A 15,853-nucleotide genomic window follows, 5' to 3' on the forward strand; every position below is an offset into this window, starting at 1 on the left:
CCCTCAAAATTCCGGAGCTGCCAAACTTACGAATGAAGATTGGCTCCCGATCGCAAACGCCATGGAAATTGCATATCTGATTTTTGCCTTTCTGGCTCCTTCTGCGACATGATCATGATCGCATTCAGGATCTGGATTTTCCAGATTGATTGTAGGACATAGAGTTTGGTTTTTCAACATGAGAGAAGTTGCAGCCACATTGATAATTCCTGCCGCTCCGAATGTATGGCCGAATATAGGTTTGATAGAACCAACAGGGGCCCAATGAAATTTAGGGCGGCCTTCATATAGATGACCGATCGCACGACTCTCTGCTAAATCATTATTATGTGTTGCAGTTCCATGTCCGCAGAAATAATCAACATCTCCTAAACGAAGTCCACTGATCTTCATTAAATGTCTTAGACCGGTGGTTGCTTTTTTACCTGTTAAGTCCATTCTCATCGCATGGTCTGCTTCATTATAACTATAAGTTCCTAGAACTTCTGAATAGATCTTAGCGCCTCTTTGTAATGCTCTGTCTAATCTTTCCATTACAAGAACGACTGCACCTTCTCCCAATAAAAACCCATCTCTGCTTTTATCATAAGGACGGATCCCTTTTTTAGGATTATCTTTTTCTAAAGACATTACCCGACTCATAGGATCAGAATACATCATCATCAAAGGTTGTAGAAGAGGAAATTCATGGCCGCCAGCATACATAACTTCTGCTCTACCTTTACGGATAGCTTGGTAACATAAACTGATAGCATGATGTCCACCAACACAAGCGGCAGATACGGTTGTCACAAACCCTTGGATATTTGCGTTAATTGCAGTGAGGTTTGTGGGGTTAGAAGCCATAGAAGTTAAAACGGAATAACGATCGAATACGTTATGATCCTTTTCTTCTAAATATTTTCTCCAGGCAAAATCCCACCAAGCCATAGATGCTCTGGAAGAAGAATCTATAAAACCAACTCTACTAGGATGTAAATCACCTTTAGTGATACCTGCATCCTTATTAGCTTCTTCCATTGCTGACATTAATGCCAGAGTTTCTGTATTATAATTTTTAGAGTATTTATCGCTCAGATCAGGTAGATGTTTTTTGTAATCGAAAGTGTTCATCTCACCAGCAACTTTGATTGGAAAGTTTTCTGTGGGAAAACGTGTGATAAAATCCAATTGGGATCTTCCCTCTGAAAGATTTGTCCAAAAGTCTTGTACTGAAAAAGTGTTCGGGAGAATGACCCCGATACCGGTGATGACTACCCGGGAGTTTTTTCCGTTTTTAGATTTATCCATAGAATAGCGGGTTTAGAAATTACCTATGTGTATTAGTTTTGGAAATAAAAAAATCATTCCGAAACATATAGGACGCAAAAAAGGGAGAAAAATCTCATAAAACCGGAAATAGGCGGGCAAAATGGGAAGAAGTACCACTAGTTTGTGAAAATCCGTCCGGAAATCCCCTAACCAAGTGTTAGGCCGTCGATTATAGTTTTATGAAAAACGGTTTTCTATTATTCTATATATACTAAGATTGTCAAAAAATTTCCAGAGGTTATCGTATGAAATATATAAAAATTATAATGTTATTGTCTATTGCAGGTCTTGCTTTAGGGAATTGTTCCAAATCTCCTGAACAGAAAGTCATGGAATTAGCTCCTAGATTGCAATTGGCTCTTTGTTCAAAAATGTTGGAATGTGGAAAGGATGAGATCGAAAAGATACCACCTCAATATAGGTCTTCCCTCCCTCCATTTATGCAATCCCAAGAAGCATGTGTTTCCTATTTTAAGGAAAGTTTCGATAAAGCAAGGGAACAAAGAAAAGAAAGAAAAGAAGAAGTCACACCTGAAATGGTACAATCATTTGAAACTTGTGTAATTGAATTAGAAAAAGCTAGCTGTGAGCCTTTCAAAAATGGTCGTGGGAAAAGATTGGGAATTCCAGGTTGCGAAAATCTGACAAAGATTGGACAACCGGAAAGTCCTTAAAATTTTCCGGTTTTTATTCTTAGGCTGATTGTTGGATCTGTATCGGGACAAATATCCCGAACAGGTCAGATACATGAACTCCGAAGAATTAAAAAAAATACAAACTCCTTTAAAAGATAAATACCGCGAGGTCCCCGATTCCGCGGTATATACATTAAAAGCAAAAGGCAAATTAGGCGAGGGGATCTCTTGTAAAATAGAGACAGGCAGAGCGTTAGCAGATGCGGGACTTCATCCTGCAACTGGAGGAAATGGAATGCTTGCTTGCTCCGGAGATTTACTTTTGGAAGCTCTCGTTGCATGCGCGGGTGTTACATTAGGTGCAGTTGCGACTTCTATCGGTATAAATATCAAAGAAGGTTTTGTAAGAGCAGAAGGAGATTTGGATTTTAGAGGAACTTTAGGAGTTTCTAAAGAAATTCCCGTGGGATTTAAAGATATCAGATTATTTTTTGATCTGAATTCGGATGCAGATCAGGAGAAGATCCAGACCTTGTTAAAACTTACGGAAAGATATTGTGTGGTTTATCAGACGATTGTTTCTGGTACTAAGATCAATACAGTAATCCAGAACAGTTCTGCTCTAGTTTGAGAGATTATTTGGCTTTTTCTTTTTCAGTAAAAGACCAGTACACATAAAGTATAGCTGTTAAGATCCCAAGTGCAACCATCTGCCCTAAATGAACGGTGGTTGCATATACTAAACCTTCTGAACTTTCTCTACCTAATAATACAAACCCAGATGTGATAGAAGCATGATAAACTCCTGCACCGGATGGAGCAGAAGGTACCATCACTCCTACGGCTCCACAGAACATGATAAATATAGTTTCTAAGGGACTTAAGTGGATCCCTACTAAATATTGTAGAAGAGTATAATGTATTGCGTATCCTAAAAGCCAGGTGCAGGCAGTTAAAACTCCATAACTAGAAACATTACGAAAAGTTAAAAAACTTCCTAACTCTGAAACTTGGGGGGCGAGTTTTTCAGAAAAAAATTCTTTCTTTCCTATTTTAGAAAATAAAAATTCTCCTAAAGAGATCAGGCGTTGATGAAATAAACGAACGATTACAAGTGTGGAGAATATCCCGAAGATCCCAAGTAATGGAAATAGTATCTTGGTTTCAGATCCGTTCACTCCTAAAAGAAAAAGAGCTCCCAGTCCTGCGCAGAATATAAAGGAGAAGTCTAAAACCTTTTCTAAAAAGATCCCACTGACTAAATTTCCATAACCAATATTCTCCCCCTTTTTACAGAGATAGAGACGAAAAATATCTCCTCCTCTTGCGGGTAAAAATTGATTGGCCCCTACTCCAATATAAGCAGAAAGAAGAGCAGTTTTGAATGGGACCTTTTTGTTTAATAATAAATACCATCTCCAAGAGAATAGATATAATCCCCAAAGAATAGCTACGAAAAATGGAATTAAGAAGATAGGTTTCCATCTTTCTAAAATAGAAGTAAAACCGGAAAGATCTAGGTTCCAAAATAAGAAACCTAAAGATAAAACGCTGATACCGATACCGAGTAATAATTTTTTCAAAATAGATCCTCGTTTCAGATCAGCCTGGAGGCCATTTCATTTGTCTTCCACCAAGTATATGGAAATGCAGATGGAATACTGTTTGGCCGCCGAGTACGCCCATATTGTTTACGATGCGAAAACCTTCTTTATTGAGTCCGAGAGACCTTGCGATTTCTGTGGCTCTATATAAAATTTCGCCAAGAAGTGCTTTGTCTGCCGCACTTGTGTGATCAATATCTACGATATGTTTTTTAGGAATAACCAAAACATGAGTAGGAGCCTGAGGGGCAATATCATGAAAAGCTAATAGATCCTCATCTTCGAAGATGATCTTAGCTGGGATTTCTTTATTGATAAGTTTACAAAATATACAGGAATCTGTCATGTTTTATTATCCAAACATAAACTTGCTGCTCCCAGGGCACCAGTGACTGATTTTCCCGGAAGGATCTTTACGTATTCTTTGAATATGGGAAATATGATTTCTCTCACCCTGTTTTCAAGTCGTTTTCCGAAAAAGGAATAGGACTTAGCGATCCCTCCGGACAATACGATATGTTCTGGATTGAGTAAATGGATTAGATTACGAATGAGTTGCGCTAAACTTTCGATCCCTTCTTCTAAGATCTCGTTTGCTTCTTTATGATCTTTAGAAGCCAGATCAAATAGAGTTTCTATATCTGAAAGTTTGGAACCTGTTTTTTCTAAAAATCTAGAAGAGAATCCGCTGGCACTGAAATAAGCTTCTGCGCAACCTCTTTGTCCGCATCCACAAAGTGCCCCGCCTGGCTGGATTGTAGTATGTCCTACTTCCATAGAGTTTCCAAGATAACCATCGAATAGTTTTCCTTGGAAAACCCATCCTCCACCAAGGCCTGTTCCTAGTGTGAGAACGATCAGATTGGAAGAAGTTTTACCTTCTCCGAACCAATACTCTCCGAGTGCTGCACAGTTTGCGTCGTTATCGTAATATACAGGAACGCCAAACTTCTTCTTTAAAAAATCAACTAAAGGAACATTTTTTAATAAAGGAAGATTTGCAGAAGAGATCAATATTCCATTTTCTTTATCTATTGGTCCAGGACTTCCAAGTCCGATCCCTTTTACTTGATCTTTACAATCTGAGCTGAGTTCAGAGATCTGTTCTTCGAGAGAAGATAAAAAAAGTTTTGAATCCATCTCTGGCCCAGTCTTTCGATCGGATTGAGAGATCATCTGACCAGAAGAATTAGTAAGGCAGGCTTTTATGCTTTGGGCGCCGATATCCACGCCTATAATAGAACTCATTTAACGACTCTGGTAAAACTTCCTTCTCTCATTTCGTAGATCGTCTTAGCATCGAATGCAAGATTCATATCATGGGTCACGAGCAGGATCGTGAGTCCCCTGGAATTAAAATCGGAGAGAAGTTTACGTACTAATTCACTATTTTCTGGATCCAAGTCACCGGAAGGCTCATCAGCAAGAAGCATTTCTGGTTCATTGATGAGAGCTCTTGCAATTGCAGTCATCTGGATCTGTCCGCCGGATAGACTGCTTGGTAGTTGATTTCGTATTGTATGAAGATTCAAACTGGAGATTAGATATTCACATTTTTCTCTGTATTCTTGTTCTTCGAATTTTCCTACGAGTAACGCAGGCAGAAGAATATTCTCTTCCACAGTTAGATGAGAGACAAGTTCTGAAAATTGAAAGATCAGTCCTATGTTTTTTGCTCTGAACCTAGCCAGTTCTCCTTTGGTCATGGAGGAAAGTTTTAAAGTATCAAAGTAAATTTCTCCAGAACTACTGGATAACATACCAGTGATCATGGATAGAAGAGTGGTTTTTCCAGAACCAGAAGGCCCTACAATCGCGACATAGTCGGATTGATTGATATCGAATGAGATCGCATTAACTGCCTTGGTGGAACCATAATGCCTGGAGAGATTATTAATCCTTAGGATCATTTTCCCCTCCGAATCGATCTGTAAGGATCAACCAAGGTGTACAAATAGGCAATGAGGGCGCTAACCCCGCCGATTAGAATGGCCTCGGAACCCAAACTTGCGAGATAATCCAGAGGAGAGACTAGCTCAGACTTTCCAATAGGGATAAAAACGCTTAAAATTAAGGATAATAAGAATCCGATCCCGTGTATGATCCAAAGTTCCACGGTTTGTAGGAGCACGACTCCCTGTCTATTCCCGCCTACGGCCATCATAATTCCGTTATCCCCGGAACGAGTCATTACCCGGACTATGCTCATAAAAATTAAAGCGAGGCCACAAAGAGATAAAAGCAAGTACGGAGAATTCAGGAATAGATCGATACTAGAAATGTCCGTGGGTCTTTTTTCCGTACGAAGGGAGAAAAATCCGAATAAAAATCCGTAGGCGAAAAACGTCGAGAATACGACGTGCAATAAACTGGTGATCCAGTCCCGAAGAAAAAGGGAAAATGCAAACCTCAGGTAAGTGATTCTTCCCATCGGGAGCAGGATATTGAAAACGTTTGATTTTATCCAACATTTATTTAGTTAATAGCAGAAATTCCGAAAAATGATCTTTGTAATTCTCGTAGCAGCTGGAATCATCCTGATCGTCGCGGCAGGTTCCTTTCTCATTCAATCCAAAAAGGATTCGTTTGAGAAGGCTCTAGCTTTGGCGGCCATGGGAAATTACGTCGACTCTCGGATCCTCATCAGAGATATTCTAGATTCCAATCCATCTAACACCAGGGCTCATTTTATCATGGCGAAAATTTACGCCATGGAAGGTGATTATAATAACGAAGCGAAACATTTAGATAAGATCAAAAAGATCGGAACCTTCGATAAGGAAATTTCAGAAGTAGCAGTTTCCAATCGTCTCGCAGATATATATTACCAACAAGATCTATATGAAGAAGCTGTATTTCATTATTCAGATACTCTTTCTGTTGACCCGGATAATCTAGAAGCTTGTATCCGAATTGGTTTTATGGCAATAGGCCAGAAAGAATTTGGGATCGCAGATAAATTCCTTTCCAGAATTCCGGATGAGAAGATCAAAATGCCAGCCTTACTCTTAGGAAAAGGTGTGGTCGCGGGGATCTTAAGAAAAGGAGATCCCAGAACTTATTTTCAAAAAGCATTCGAAGAAGATCCAACTTCTTCCGTTGGTGGATTTTTATACGCAGTCTCTTTGTCCAGAGCTGGAGAACATGACGAAGCAATTCGTGTAGCAAATTCTGTGGTAGACGTTGTCACAGATGAGTATGTTCGTTACACATTATTCCAATTTATCATGTTGGAATTTATTCTGAAAGGAAATTGGAACGAAGCTTTAAAACATGCAAGGTTATGCATGGAGATCGCAAGGAATAATGGATGGAAACAGGAAATGATAGACTCCGATTTCCATTTCTCCCTGATTGCGGTCCATATGGGAAGATTAGAAGACGCCAGCGAATATTTGATCGAAGCAGAATCCGAAAGAGTGGATGATGATCGTATCATTGAACTTGCAAATTATAAATACCAAGTAGAAACCAAAAGATTAGAACTTGGAAAAGTCGCCAAGAGCGGATTTCTTCCAGAGCAAGAACTAGGAAAATTATTCACAGAACTATTTCCAGTAGAACGTTATTATGAGATCTCGGGTTTAAAATCTTCCAAATCTTTCCATATAAAAGGGATCATAGATGAAGAAGGTAATAAGATAGTAATCGACGTAAATAAGATTGGGATCAGCGCCATGGATCATTATAGGTCCTTAAAGGGTGTGGATTTCAAAAACTTATGCGTAAAAGTTGTTATCGCCCTGAATTATACAGTGAGTAGAGAGATCCCCAATAAGGAAGGGGACGGGGTCAATTTCCAAGGTTTGAACAAGACTGACAAAGAGACCAGAGCTCTTTTCAAATTCAGAAAATGGAAGGACGCTAAAATTTCGGATATATTCTTAAGAGATACCTTGGGCCAAGTAAAAGATATGGCATTGGACAAGGCATTTATCATAGGAGATGCGGACTTCACAGAAGGTGCCCGCAGATTTCTGGCGGATAATCCGTCTAGACTTTCCGTACTCTACGGACGAGATTTAGAAGAACTTTTAAAAAAGGCACTGAAATCCCAAGGCTAAAGGGAACCTTCAGTTTTATTAGGGGTCCTAAATATGTTCCATTTATCTTTTTACGGATCTGTTTTGTTCAGAGGACTATTACTTATAATATTATTACAATTTTCTTGCATAACGAGAGGAGAATCTTCTCTTTCTGCTAAGCGAAGTCCCGAAATTCCACCAACTGTTACTCAAGGAAAAGTTTTTTTAGCGGGACATACTGGAGAACATTCCAAGGACACAGAAGAGATATTGAAATTAGTCCAACGTCTTGTCTCAGGAACGATTTCAAAAGATCTGAACTTTTTGCCTGAGATAGTATCCAAGAAAGATGGGATCTATTTGGACATAAAAGGGAATTGGACCAGAGAACAACTCATACAAGAGTTATCTAAGTCGGATAATTATTTTCGCATATACTTCTTCGATCGAGATCTATTAGAGAAGCAGAAAAATTCTACAGATGTAAGAACAGTCCGGGATTTGTTTCTCTCTTCTGGAGGGATAGAAGTCGACTTTTATTACGAGAGTAAGAGTGCTTGCGAGTTAAAGCTCAAATTTAAAGAGAACCAGAAACTAGAAAGGGAACTGATCAATCCATATTTCATAAAGCAGGACGGGAAATGGTACTTATTCCGGCTTTTCTAAAATGAAATCTTCTAAAAAGGCAAACGGACTTGCGGTACCAGGGCTTGATATTGAAATAGCCATAAGGAAAGAGGATGCGAGACTTCCAATCGGAACACGAACAAGATCTACTCGATAAAACTTCCTATAATAAGAACAGAAGTTGGATCCTTCTTTCAATTTTTGCAGCTTCTTCCTTCTTATTTCCTTTCGGGACACTTGTATTTCCGGAAACAATTCCTTTCGAAACAACTATTGAAGATAAAAAGGGAAGTCCGGTAAATAAACCGAATCAAAATGTTTCTCCCGTAACTAACACTTCTACGAGTGCTGCTCCAATTACTGGAAAGGTCATAGATTGGGATGTAGATCGTTTAACTGAATATGCGATCTCAAACAACCCGCTGTATTTATCTGAAAAACAAAATATGGGGATTGAAAGAGGACGGGTGATCACAGCCTCCTTGTATCGGAACCCTGTCGTTCAATTCCAACAACAATTCATTGGTGGAACTCCAAACTCCCAAGGGGGAAGTCCGGAAACTGCACCGGGCATGTACCAAGAAGTGGATGTGTATGGAGTTGTTCCTCTTAGAACAAGAGTAGCCAAAAAAGGATTCGAAGCTTCTATCCAAGATTTCTGGAATTTTGATCGTATTTTTAGGATGAGACTTCGCCAAAATTATTGGGCATTTGTATTTCTCACACTTCTTGTAGATACAAATAAAGAATTCTATGAGAATTATAGCGACCTTTTGGAACTCACAAAGTTTAGAGTGCAGAAGGGGGACATCTCTCCTTTAGAATTTGAACGTCTTGAGTTAGAAAGGATACAGGTAGAAAAATTCTACCGTGATGCAATCGTTCGCAGACAAGTTATCGAAAAAGATCTACGCATTCTTTCTGGTTTATCTGAAGAAGAAGGTGTATTTGCATTTAAAGTAGACTCAATGAAGTTCAGACCTTTGGAAGAAATGGGACTTCATCTAAAAGAGGACTTTCCTTCTATAGAACGTCCTGATCTTACTGCACTTGAGCAAAGACTTCAAGAGAAGAAGATGAACATAGAACTGCAAAGAAGGGAGTCCTTCGGATGGTTGCAGTTAGGTGGGGAATGGAGAGTCAAAGGTGGAGAAAATTATGGAGGAGTATTCGCTTCCATTCCAATCCCTTTGAACGATAGAGGCCAAGGAAAAGTATATTCTGCGAAAGAAGAATATAGGAAATTCGAATTAGCCTTAGATGCAAAAAAAAGAGAAGTAATCGCAGAGATAGAAGCTGCTAAAAAAGAACTTTTGGCAAGAGAAGAACTTTTAACCAAGTATGAAAGGATCAACCTTCTCCAAAAGAACAAACAATTGGAAGAGAAGTCCAGAATTGCATATGTCCGTGGTGCCTCCGATCAAGTAACCTTCCTCCAAGCAGAAAAAAACTACCTCACCATCCTCCGAGAATATTACGATTTACTGTATTTATATTTTAACGCGGTAGAAAATTATAAGGCCGCAATTGGAAAAATCGCGGAAATTTCTTCTGCAAACAAGGCGAAGGGAGAATGACAATGAAGCTATTATTCCAAAAATATAAAATTCTGATCGTTTTAGCCTTGGGGATCACAATCGCATTTTTTGGATTCAAATATCTCTCTAAAAAGAAACCAGAAAAAAAGGTTACTGAAGAGAACAAAAACGTATTCACAGTTCCGGAAGACGTACTCAGAAGACATCCACTTACTTATGTTGGTTTAAAAGAAGTCTCCCAATTTGAAGAACTTGCGCTGCCTGGTAGGATTACTTACGATCCAGAAAGTATGGCAAAGGTAGGTTCACAAGTTGAAGCTAGGATCAAAAAAGTTTTGGTCAAAGAAGGAGACCGAGTTAGCCAAGGATCTCCATTAGCAATTTTATCTTCTATCCAATTGGGAGAAGTAGAAGCGGCTTATGTAAAAGCAAGAGCTTCTTTGGATGCATTGAAGATGCAAGCGGATCGTGCTAAGGAACTTTTCGAAATGAAAGTTACTTCTGCAAAAGAATACGAGTTCGCAACAATGCAGTACAAAACTGCAAGAACAGAAGTGGAAACCACTCGTATCAAGTTGGACAATTATGGTCTGACTCCTTCTGAAATTGAAGGAATCGAAAGAGGCATCTATGTTTCTTCTAACTTAATCCTCAGAAGCCCTATCAACGGAGAAGTTACCGAAAGGAAAGCGGTCCTGGGGCAACAGATAACTCGCGCAGAAGAATTATTCACAATTGCTAACTTAAGTCATCTCTGGGTCCTTCTCGATGTTTACGAAAAAGATTTGGGTGGAGTGAGAGAAGGTGCGCAGGCAACTATCTTTCCTTTGGGAGACGAGCATAGTAGTGTCCAAATCCAAGGAAAAGTGGGTTATGTAGGAACAGTTTTAGATAACGTAAAACGTACTGCAAAACTTAGGATCATGGTCTCTAATAAGGGGAACAAACTAAAACCTGGCCAAACTGTTACTGCAAAAGTCGCAGGTCTTGTGGTGAGCACTGGAGGTGGAAAACGTAAGATGATCCCTCTAGAGGCAGTCCACGAGATAGAAGGAAAATTTTTCGTATTCATTCCTCATGGAGAAGGTAGTTTCGAGGCCGTAAACGTAATAGTAGGGGACACGATCGAAGATGATATAATCATCTTAGGTGGACTTCCTGATGGCGCAGAAGTTGTCTCAAAAGGTTCCTTTGTCCTAAAGAGCGAGTTCCTTAAGTTTTAATATTTTCTAATATTCTAACAGGATATTTTTTCAAGATATCATCCGAAGTAGCAAATTCCCAGCCGTTTACCATCGCATGGGAAAGAAGTAATCTATCAAAAGGATCCCTATGTATATTCGGGAGTTTAGTTAAGAAGAAGATTGCCTCGTCTTGCATATTCGATTTTTCCAAACCTGATTGAATACATGCTGTTACTAAAAAATTCCCAGGTGGTTCTGGCAAAGGCAGTTTTCCCAGATCATATTTGATCTGTATTTCCCAGAGAGATACTTGGTGGAATAAGAGTCTGGTATCTTCTTCCTTACATAGTTCTTTGATGATGGCGGGAAGTTTTGGGTCTTCTAATAAAAACCAGAGAAGGATCTGTGTATCTAATAGGATTGTTCTCAAATCTCATTCCCCGTAAAAATCGGATTCGAATTCTGTAAGAGTAGAATTGAAATCATCCGGTACGGAGAATTTACCTGCCAAGATCCCGGGTTTGAGCTTTTTTGTCTTGGGCATTGAGATTGCGACGAGTTCCACCATAGGGCGGTTTCGTTCAGAGATGACTACTCTTTCGCCAGAACTAGCGGCTTTTAGATAGCGCCCCAAATGGGCCTTTGCTTCACTTAGATTCACTTTTTTCATAAAGTAGTCTAGTTTTAGACTACTATTAGTCTCTAAATGGATCAATTGTTTTTCAATCATTTACCCCTCCAACTGGGTATATTTTATTAAAAATCATATCACCAAAAAAGTACTTGCACAACATTTATTCACTAATAACTTGTTAAGCATGAAAGATCTAACGGAAAAGCAACTCGCTGTTTTACAGTTTATTACCAATGTAATCAAAGAAAGAGGCTTTCCGCCAACGATCAGAGAGATTGGAGATGAATTCGGGATCACTGCAAAGGGTGCCTACGATCACCTGAAAGCCATCGAGAAAAAAGGATATCTCAAGACCTCCAAAAACCAATCCAGAGCAATAGAACTTACCCGCCAAAGTCCATTCGAAAGTTTACCAGTTCCCACCCCAAGTATTCCTCTCTTAGGTAGAGTTGCTGCCGGACTCCCTATCCTTGCCGAAGAAAATATTGAAGCTTATATCCCAGTTCCAGAAGAGATGGCCTCAAAAGGGATTACCTTCGCTCTGAAAGTGCAAGGGGATTCCATGATAGAAGCAGGGATCAATGACGGAGACGTTGCAATCATCCAAAAAAAGGATATAGCTCGAAATGGAGAGATCGTAGTAGCACTCATCGAAGACGAAGCCACTTTAAAAGTATATTTTAAAGAAGCGGATCATATTCGTTTGGAAGCTAGAAATCCAAAATACAAACCGATCCGTAGTAAAAAAGTTACCATCGTAGGAAAACTGATCGGCCTTTACCGTTCCTATTGATACACGCTCCGGATTTCGGAGTTGACATTAGCCCTTGAGAGAGGAAAGATTTTGAAAGAGTGAATAATCTTTCCTTTTTCCGCGTATTCGCGGCCTTCTTCCTGTTACTTTCATTATTCAATTGCGCCTCTCCAAAAAAAGAGATCGGAGACAAGGACTTAAAACTAGTCCTTGAATATCTAACCAAGGCTCGCCTTGGGGAAAGATTGAATTATACTTCCGAACAGCCCATTCAAAAGGACTCCGAAATTTTGGAAGATGCCTGCGAAAGATACCAACTAGATAAGGATTCCGTAATGGAACAAATTCGAATCAAATATCCGAAGACTTACTTCGCATTGGTCGGCAAAAATGAAAAATAAGGAAAGATTTGCCTGGATCAGTTTGGTTCTGATCTTATTTACTACACTTGTATTTCGCCCAGTCCATGCAAAAGCAGTTTCGGAAACTGCTGAAAAATATCTGCAATTATTCCATGAAGTTTTTGGACTCATGCAAAACGGTTATGTAGAAACCGTAGACGAAGAAAAAGTATTCTTAGGTGCAATCAAAGGAATGCTCGGATCTTTAGGAGATCCTCATTCTTCTTTCTTGGAAGAAGAAGAATACAGACAGATGCGGGAAGAGACTCGTGGATCTTTCGGCGGAGTCGGAATGGAAGTGGCTTATACTGATGGAGCCATAGTAGTAGTTTCACCAATTGAGGATACTCCTGCAATGAAAGCAGGGATCCTGCCTCAAGATAGGATCATTGAAATAGACGGAAAAAGTACAGCAAACTTGGGCTACGCAGAAGGTATCAAACTAATGCGTGGAAAGCCTGGAAGTTCCGTAAGTATCAAAGTAGAAAGAAAAAATATCAAAGAACCTTTGCAGTTCACTTTAGTGCGTGAAAACATCAAAATAAGATATGTTCGTTCTTACTTCTTCGAAAAAGAAAAAGTGGGTTATCTACGTTTGAACCAGTTTATGGGAGAAAACACATTAGAGGAATTTAAAAAACATCTAAAGTTACTCTCAGATAAAAAATCAGAAGGTCTGATCGTAGATTTAAGAATGAATCCTGGTGGTTTATTACCTTTATCTGTAGCATTATCCGATATTTTTCTTCCAGAAGGACTGGATATAGTTTCCGTGAGGGGAAGAGGCGGAGAACTCGCAGACGTTTCTAAATCAACAGGAAGCGGATATAAGTACACCACTATACCATTAGTTGTTTTGATCAATGAAGGTTCTGCTTCTGCTTCTGAAATTTTTGCTGGAGCTATCCAGGACCACAAAAGAGGTAAAATTTTAGGCGTTACTTCTTTTGGAAAAGGTTCTGTGCAGATTGTTTATCCACTTTCTTTTGGAATGGCGGTAAAACTTACAGTTCAAAAGTATTATACTCCTTCTGGCAAATCACTTCATGGAAAAGGAATACAGCCAGACGTGGTTGTAAAAGGAATCGAACCTAACGAAGATGATCGTTTTTATCTCAGGAAGATGACTGAGAAAAAACTGCTAGATCAACTTGCTTCTAAATACCCTGAATATAATGAGCAAAACTTTTTAAATTTCGAAAAGGCGCTTAAAGAACAAGGAATTAAACTTAGTTCAGATGTTGCCAGGGCGGTTTATAAAAATAAAACTCAGGCCGAAAAAGAAAGAACTATGACCGATTTGGAATTGGATCCTCAATTGAAAAAAGCAGTGGATCTACTTTCTTCCAAACCTTAGTTATGATCGGTCTTGGAATAGAGACTAGCTGCGACGAAACCAGTCTCGCAATTGTAAAAGATGGGAAAGAATTACTTTCCCTTAAAATTTTTAGCCAGATAGATTTGCATAAACCTTTTAGAGGAATTGTTCCAGAAATCGCTTCCCGCGCTCATTTGGAAAAGATCAATCCTCTTCTTTCCGAAGTTTTAGAAGAATCTAAACTTGGACTTTCTGATCTGGACTATGTTGCTGTGACCAGATCTCCCGGTTTAACTGGTTCCCTCATGATCGGTGCACAACTCGCAAGGTCCATTCATGCGGTATATGGAACGCCTATTGTTCCACTTTGTCATTTACAGGCGCATTTTGCAGTAGTACATTTAGAAGAAGTGGAGCCTGTATTTCCAGTATTAGGTTTACTTCTTTCAGGCGGAAACTCTGCCATCTATAAGATCCCTCATTTCGGCAAAATGGAAGTGGTGGGAGATACGATGGACGATGCCTTGGGAGAAGCGTTCGATAAGGTAGCCGGTTTATTGTCTCTGCCTTATCCAGGAGGACCTCCTATTGAAAAGGAAGCTTCCAAGTATGTTCCTGAACCCAAGGAAAAAGATCTTTTGCCACCTTTACTTAGGAATTTGGAACAGGATCGTGTAGCGTTTTCATTTTCAGGTTTAAAAACTGCGGTTTCTCATTTAATCGCGAAACGGCCAGATCTATCTACTCAGGCTGTATGTTATCATTTTCAAAAGACAGCATTTGAACTTGTGGAAAGAAATTTAAAACGTGCGGTCTCTATTACAGGGATCAAAAGGATCGTGGCAGGGGGAGGGGTCTTGGCGAATTCTACACTTCGTAACAGATTATCTCAATTCGCGGATAAAAATTCCCTGGAATTTTTATCTCCCCAAAAAAAGATCTACTGCACGGATAACGGTGCGATGGTTGCCGCCCTCGGCTACTATCTATTTAAACAGGGATATTCTAAGAGTTTGGACTTTACAGTAAGTCCAGTAAGGCAGGAGACCTATATATGAATCGCAGGCTACATTGGATTCCAAATATGATCACTCTCGGGAATTTGAGTATGGGATTTGTTTCCATATTGATTGCTTCCGAGGCAACAGGTAACGGACCTCAATCCTATATACTCTCCGGATTTTTCATCTTACTCGCAGCGATCTGCGACGGATTAGATGGAATGACTGCAAGAGCATTGGATGCGACTAGCGAACTCGGCGCTGACTTAGACAGTCTTGCGGATCTTACCGCATTCGGTATCGCACCTGGATTCCTTTTTTATAATATGGTTTTGAGCGAATACAAGATTGACGTTTTCGGAAAAGAAGATCTTTTCCCAATCGGAATGTTGATTGCTGCGATCTTTCCTGCTTGTGCTGCATATAGACTAGCAAGATTTAATGTGGCTCATGATCCTTCTTCTTTTACTGGATTACCATCTCCAATCGCAGGAATTACTATCGGATTTCTTCCAATCTTTTTAGGAAAAGATCATACTCTTCCTCATTGGTTAGGAATTCCTTTATTTATCCTAATCGCCTTTTTAATGGTTTCTAATATTCGTTATGGAAAACCTCAAGTAGCAATTCGCTCTAAGCTCAGTCCATTACGCGCTGGTCTAATGCTTGGAGCCGCATTGATTGCACTTTTCTTTGTAGGATTTGCTCGTTGGCCCTGGCTTGTATATGGACTAATCTGTCTTTATATCTTCTCAGGGATTTTGACTTTCCTTATTCATATTCTGCAAGAATTGAGAGTGAAGCTAGACTGAAAGTTTTTA

19 protein-coding genes are annotated in these 15,853 nt (G+C 39.5%); 11 read left to right on the forward strand and 8 right to left on the reverse strand.

Annotation, left to right across the window (positions count from 1 at the left end; genetic code table 11):
- Window positions 1-3: 3 nt before the first annotated feature.
- Window positions 4-1,290, reverse strand: coding sequence for a beta-ketoacyl-[acyl-carrier-protein] synthase family protein (locus EHQ52_RS18455; protein ID WP_135616806.1), 1,287 nt, complete (start codon window positions 1,288-1,290; stop codon window positions 4-6).
- Window positions 1,291-1,556: 266 nt separating this feature from the next.
- Here EHQ52_RS18455 and EHQ52_RS18460 point away from each other — a divergent pair, with 266 nt between their 5' ends.
- The gene (locus EHQ52_RS18460) at window positions 1,557-1,985 is read left to right on the forward strand and encodes an LA_2478/LA_2722/LA_4182 family protein (RefSeq protein ID WP_135616807.1); all 429 of its coding nucleotides are present in this window, start codon (window positions 1,557-1,559) and stop codon (window positions 1,983-1,985) included.
- A 73-nt stretch (window positions 1,986-2,058) separates the two neighbouring features.
- Window positions 2,059-2,577: an OsmC family protein gene (locus tag EHQ52_RS18465; protein WP_135616810.1), complete on the forward strand. Its 519-nt coding sequence runs from the start codon at window positions 2,059-2,061 to the stop codon at window positions 2,575-2,577.
- Between the two features lie 4 nt (window positions 2,578-2,581).
- Here EHQ52_RS18465 and EHQ52_RS18470 read toward each other — a convergent pair whose 3' ends face one another.
- Genes EHQ52_RS18470 through EHQ52_RS20295 form a run of 5 tightly spaced genes read right to left on the reverse strand, consistent with a single transcriptional unit; the run spans window position 2,582 to window position 5,759 of the window.
- Window positions 2,582-3,529: a lysylphosphatidylglycerol synthase transmembrane domain-containing protein gene (locus EHQ52_RS18470; RefSeq protein ID WP_135616812.1), complete on the reverse strand. Its 948-nt coding sequence runs from the start codon at window positions 3,527-3,529 to the stop codon at window positions 2,582-2,584.
- Window positions 3,530-3,548: 19 nt separating this feature from the next.
- On the reverse strand, window positions 3,549-3,896 hold the full coding sequence (locus tag EHQ52_RS18475; RefSeq protein ID WP_135616814.1) for a histidine triad nucleotide-binding protein: 348 nt from the start codon (window positions 3,894-3,896) through the stop codon (window positions 3,549-3,551).
- Window positions 3,893-4,798: an ROK family protein gene (locus tag EHQ52_RS18480; protein WP_135616815.1), complete on the reverse strand. Its 906-nt coding sequence runs from the start codon at window positions 4,796-4,798 to the stop codon at window positions 3,893-3,895. Before EHQ52_RS18480 ends, EHQ52_RS18475 begins: the two co-directional genes overlap by 4 nt.
- On the reverse strand, window positions 4,795-5,460 hold the full coding sequence (locus tag EHQ52_RS18485; protein ID WP_086446064.1) for an ABC transporter ATP-binding protein: 666 nt from the start codon (window positions 5,458-5,460) through the stop codon (window positions 4,795-4,797). The genes EHQ52_RS18480 and EHQ52_RS18485 overlap by 4 nt, the downstream gene beginning before the upstream one ends.
- Entirely contained in the window at window positions 5,457-5,759 is a 303-nt protein-coding gene (locus EHQ52_RS20295) for a hypothetical protein (protein ID WP_244244958.1), read from the reverse strand. Before EHQ52_RS20295 ends, EHQ52_RS18485 begins: the two co-directional genes overlap by 4 nt.
- 292 nt (window positions 5,760-6,051) lie before the next feature.
- Between EHQ52_RS20295 and EHQ52_RS18495 the strand changes: the two genes are divergently transcribed.
- The 4 genes from EHQ52_RS18495 to EHQ52_RS18510 all read left to right on the forward strand — a co-directional run bounded on the left by EHQ52_RS18495 (window position 6,052) and on the right by EHQ52_RS18510 (window position 10,963).
- Window positions 6,052-7,614, forward strand: coding sequence for a tetratricopeptide repeat protein (locus tag EHQ52_RS18495; RefSeq protein ID WP_135616819.1), 1,563 nt, complete (start codon window positions 6,052-6,054; stop codon window positions 7,612-7,614).
- Window positions 7,615-7,647: 33 nt separating this feature from the next.
- Window positions 7,648-8,241 carry a hypothetical protein gene (locus tag EHQ52_RS18500; RefSeq protein WP_135616821.1) on the forward strand — a complete coding sequence of 198 codons (594 nt, stop codon included), beginning with the start codon at window positions 7,648-7,650 and terminating at the stop codon, window positions 8,239-8,241.
- Window positions 8,242-8,315: 74 nt separating this feature from the next.
- Window positions 8,316-9,779, forward strand: coding sequence for a TolC family protein (locus tag EHQ52_RS18505; RefSeq protein WP_135616823.1), 1,464 nt, complete (start codon window positions 8,316-8,318; stop codon window positions 9,777-9,779).
- Between the two features lie 2 nt (window positions 9,780-9,781).
- Window positions 9,782-10,963, forward strand: coding sequence for an efflux RND transporter periplasmic adaptor subunit (locus EHQ52_RS18510; protein ID WP_135616825.1), 1,182 nt, complete (start codon window positions 9,782-9,784; stop codon window positions 10,961-10,963).
- Here the strand turns inward: EHQ52_RS18510 and EHQ52_RS18515 are convergent.
- Together EHQ52_RS18515 and EHQ52_RS18520 are read right to left on the reverse strand one after the other, a co-directional pair.
- Window positions 10,953-11,354: a type II toxin-antitoxin system VapC family toxin gene (locus EHQ52_RS18515; RefSeq protein WP_135616827.1), complete on the reverse strand. Its 402-nt coding sequence runs from the start codon at window positions 11,352-11,354 to the stop codon at window positions 10,953-10,955. The genes EHQ52_RS18510 and EHQ52_RS18515 overlap by 11 nt on opposite strands.
- A gap of 3 nt (window positions 11,355-11,357) precedes the next feature.
- Window positions 11,358-11,654 carry a type II toxin-antitoxin system Phd/YefM family antitoxin gene (locus EHQ52_RS18520; RefSeq protein ID WP_135616829.1) on the reverse strand — a complete coding sequence of 99 codons (297 nt, stop codon included), beginning with the start codon at window positions 11,652-11,654 and terminating at the stop codon, window positions 11,358-11,360.
- 88 nt (window positions 11,655-11,742) lie between these two features.
- Here EHQ52_RS18520 and lexA point away from each other — a divergent pair, with 88 nt between their 5' ends.
- The 5 genes from lexA to pssA are packed head-to-tail and all read left to right on the forward strand — an operon-like array spanning window position 11,743 to window position 15,844.
- A complete protein-coding gene (gene lexA / locus EHQ52_RS18525) occupies window positions 11,743-12,351 on the forward strand; it encodes a transcriptional repressor LexA (protein ID WP_086446331.1) in 609 nt (202 codons plus the stop codon).
- Between the two features lie 59 nt (window positions 12,352-12,410).
- Complete coding sequence (locus EHQ52_RS18530; protein ID WP_135616831.1) at window positions 12,411-12,713, forward strand: LA_1448 family UV-C exposure upregulated protein; 303 nt, start codon at window positions 12,411-12,413, stop codon at window positions 12,711-12,713.
- On the forward strand, window positions 12,703-14,070 hold the full coding sequence (locus EHQ52_RS18535) for a S41 family peptidase (RefSeq protein ID WP_135616833.1): 1,368 nt from the start codon (window positions 12,703-12,705) through the stop codon (window positions 14,068-14,070). Before EHQ52_RS18530 ends, EHQ52_RS18535 begins: the two co-directional genes overlap by 11 nt.
- Window positions 14,071-14,072: 2 nt before the next feature.
- Window positions 14,073-15,089, forward strand: coding sequence for a tRNA (adenosine(37)-N6)-threonylcarbamoyltransferase complex transferase subunit TsaD (gene tsaD / locus EHQ52_RS18540; RefSeq protein WP_135616835.1), 1,017 nt, complete (start codon window positions 14,073-14,075; stop codon window positions 15,087-15,089).
- Window positions 15,086-15,844, forward strand: a complete 759-nt coding sequence (gene pssA / locus EHQ52_RS18545) for a CDP-diacylglycerol--serine O-phosphatidyltransferase (RefSeq protein WP_135616837.1) — start codon at window positions 15,086-15,088, stop codon at window positions 15,842-15,844. The genes tsaD and pssA overlap by 4 nt, the downstream gene beginning before the upstream one ends.
- The last annotated feature ends 9 nt before the right edge of the window (window positions 15,845-15,853 follow it).

Source organism: Leptospira koniambonensis, from assembly GCF_004769555.1.
Taxonomy (GTDB): Bacteria; Spirochaetota; Leptospiria; order Leptospirales; family Leptospiraceae; genus Leptospira_B; species Leptospira_B koniambonensis.

Bases quoted from the DNA above. Each gene is read 5' to 3' on its own strand.
- EHQ52_RS18455 (WP_135616806.1), bottom strand. From the start codon at position 1,290: ATGGATAAATCTAAAAACGGAAAAAACTCCCGGGTAGTCATCACCGGT.
- EHQ52_RS18460 (WP_135616807.1), top strand. From the start codon at position 1,557: ATGAAATATATAAAAATTATAATGTTATTGTCTATTGCAGGTCTTGCT.
- EHQ52_RS18465 (WP_135616810.1), top strand. From the start codon at position 2,059: ATGAACTCCGAAGAATTAAAAAAAATACAAACTCCTTTAAAAGATAAA.
- EHQ52_RS18475 (WP_135616814.1), bottom strand. From the start codon at position 3,896: ATGACAGATTCCTGTATATTTTGTAAACTTATCAATAAAGAAATCCCA.
- EHQ52_RS18480 (WP_135616815.1), bottom strand. From the start codon at position 4,798: ATGAGTTCTATTATAGGCGTGGATATCGGCGCCCAAAGCATAAAAGCC.
- EHQ52_RS18485 (WP_086446064.1), bottom strand. From the start codon at position 5,460: ATGATCCTAAGGATTAATAATCTCTCCAGGCATTATGGTTCCACCAAG.
- EHQ52_RS20295 (WP_244244958.1), bottom strand. From the start codon at position 5,759: ATGAGCATAGTCCGGGTAATGACTCGTTCCGGGGATAACGGAATTATG.
- EHQ52_RS18495 (WP_135616819.1), top strand. From the start codon at position 6,052: ATGATCTTTGTAATTCTCGTAGCAGCTGGAATCATCCTGATCGTCGCG.
- EHQ52_RS18500 (WP_135616821.1), top strand. From the start codon at position 7,648: ATGTTCCATTTATCTTTTTACGGATCTGTTTTGTTCAGAGGACTATTA.
- EHQ52_RS18505 (WP_135616823.1), top strand. From the start codon at position 8,316: ATGCGAGACTTCCAATCGGAACACGAACAAGATCTACTCGATAAAACT.
- EHQ52_RS18510 (WP_135616825.1), top strand. From the start codon at position 9,782: ATGAAGCTATTATTCCAAAAATATAAAATTCTGATCGTTTTAGCCTTG.
- EHQ52_RS18520 (WP_135616829.1), bottom strand. From the start codon at position 11,654: ATGATTGAAAAACAATTGATCCATTTAGAGACTAATAGTAGTCTAAAA.
- lexA (WP_086446331.1), top strand. From the start codon at position 11,743: ATGAAAGATCTAACGGAAAAGCAACTCGCTGTTTTACAGTTTATTACC.
- EHQ52_RS18535 (WP_135616833.1), top strand. From the start codon at position 12,703: ATGAAAAATAAGGAAAGATTTGCCTGGATCAGTTTGGTTCTGATCTTA.
- tsaD (WP_135616835.1), top strand. From the start codon at position 14,073: ATGATCGGTCTTGGAATAGAGACTAGCTGCGACGAAACCAGTCTCGCA.
- pssA (WP_135616837.1), top strand. From the start codon at position 15,086: ATGAATCGCAGGCTACATTGGATTCCAAATATGATCACTCTCGGGAAT.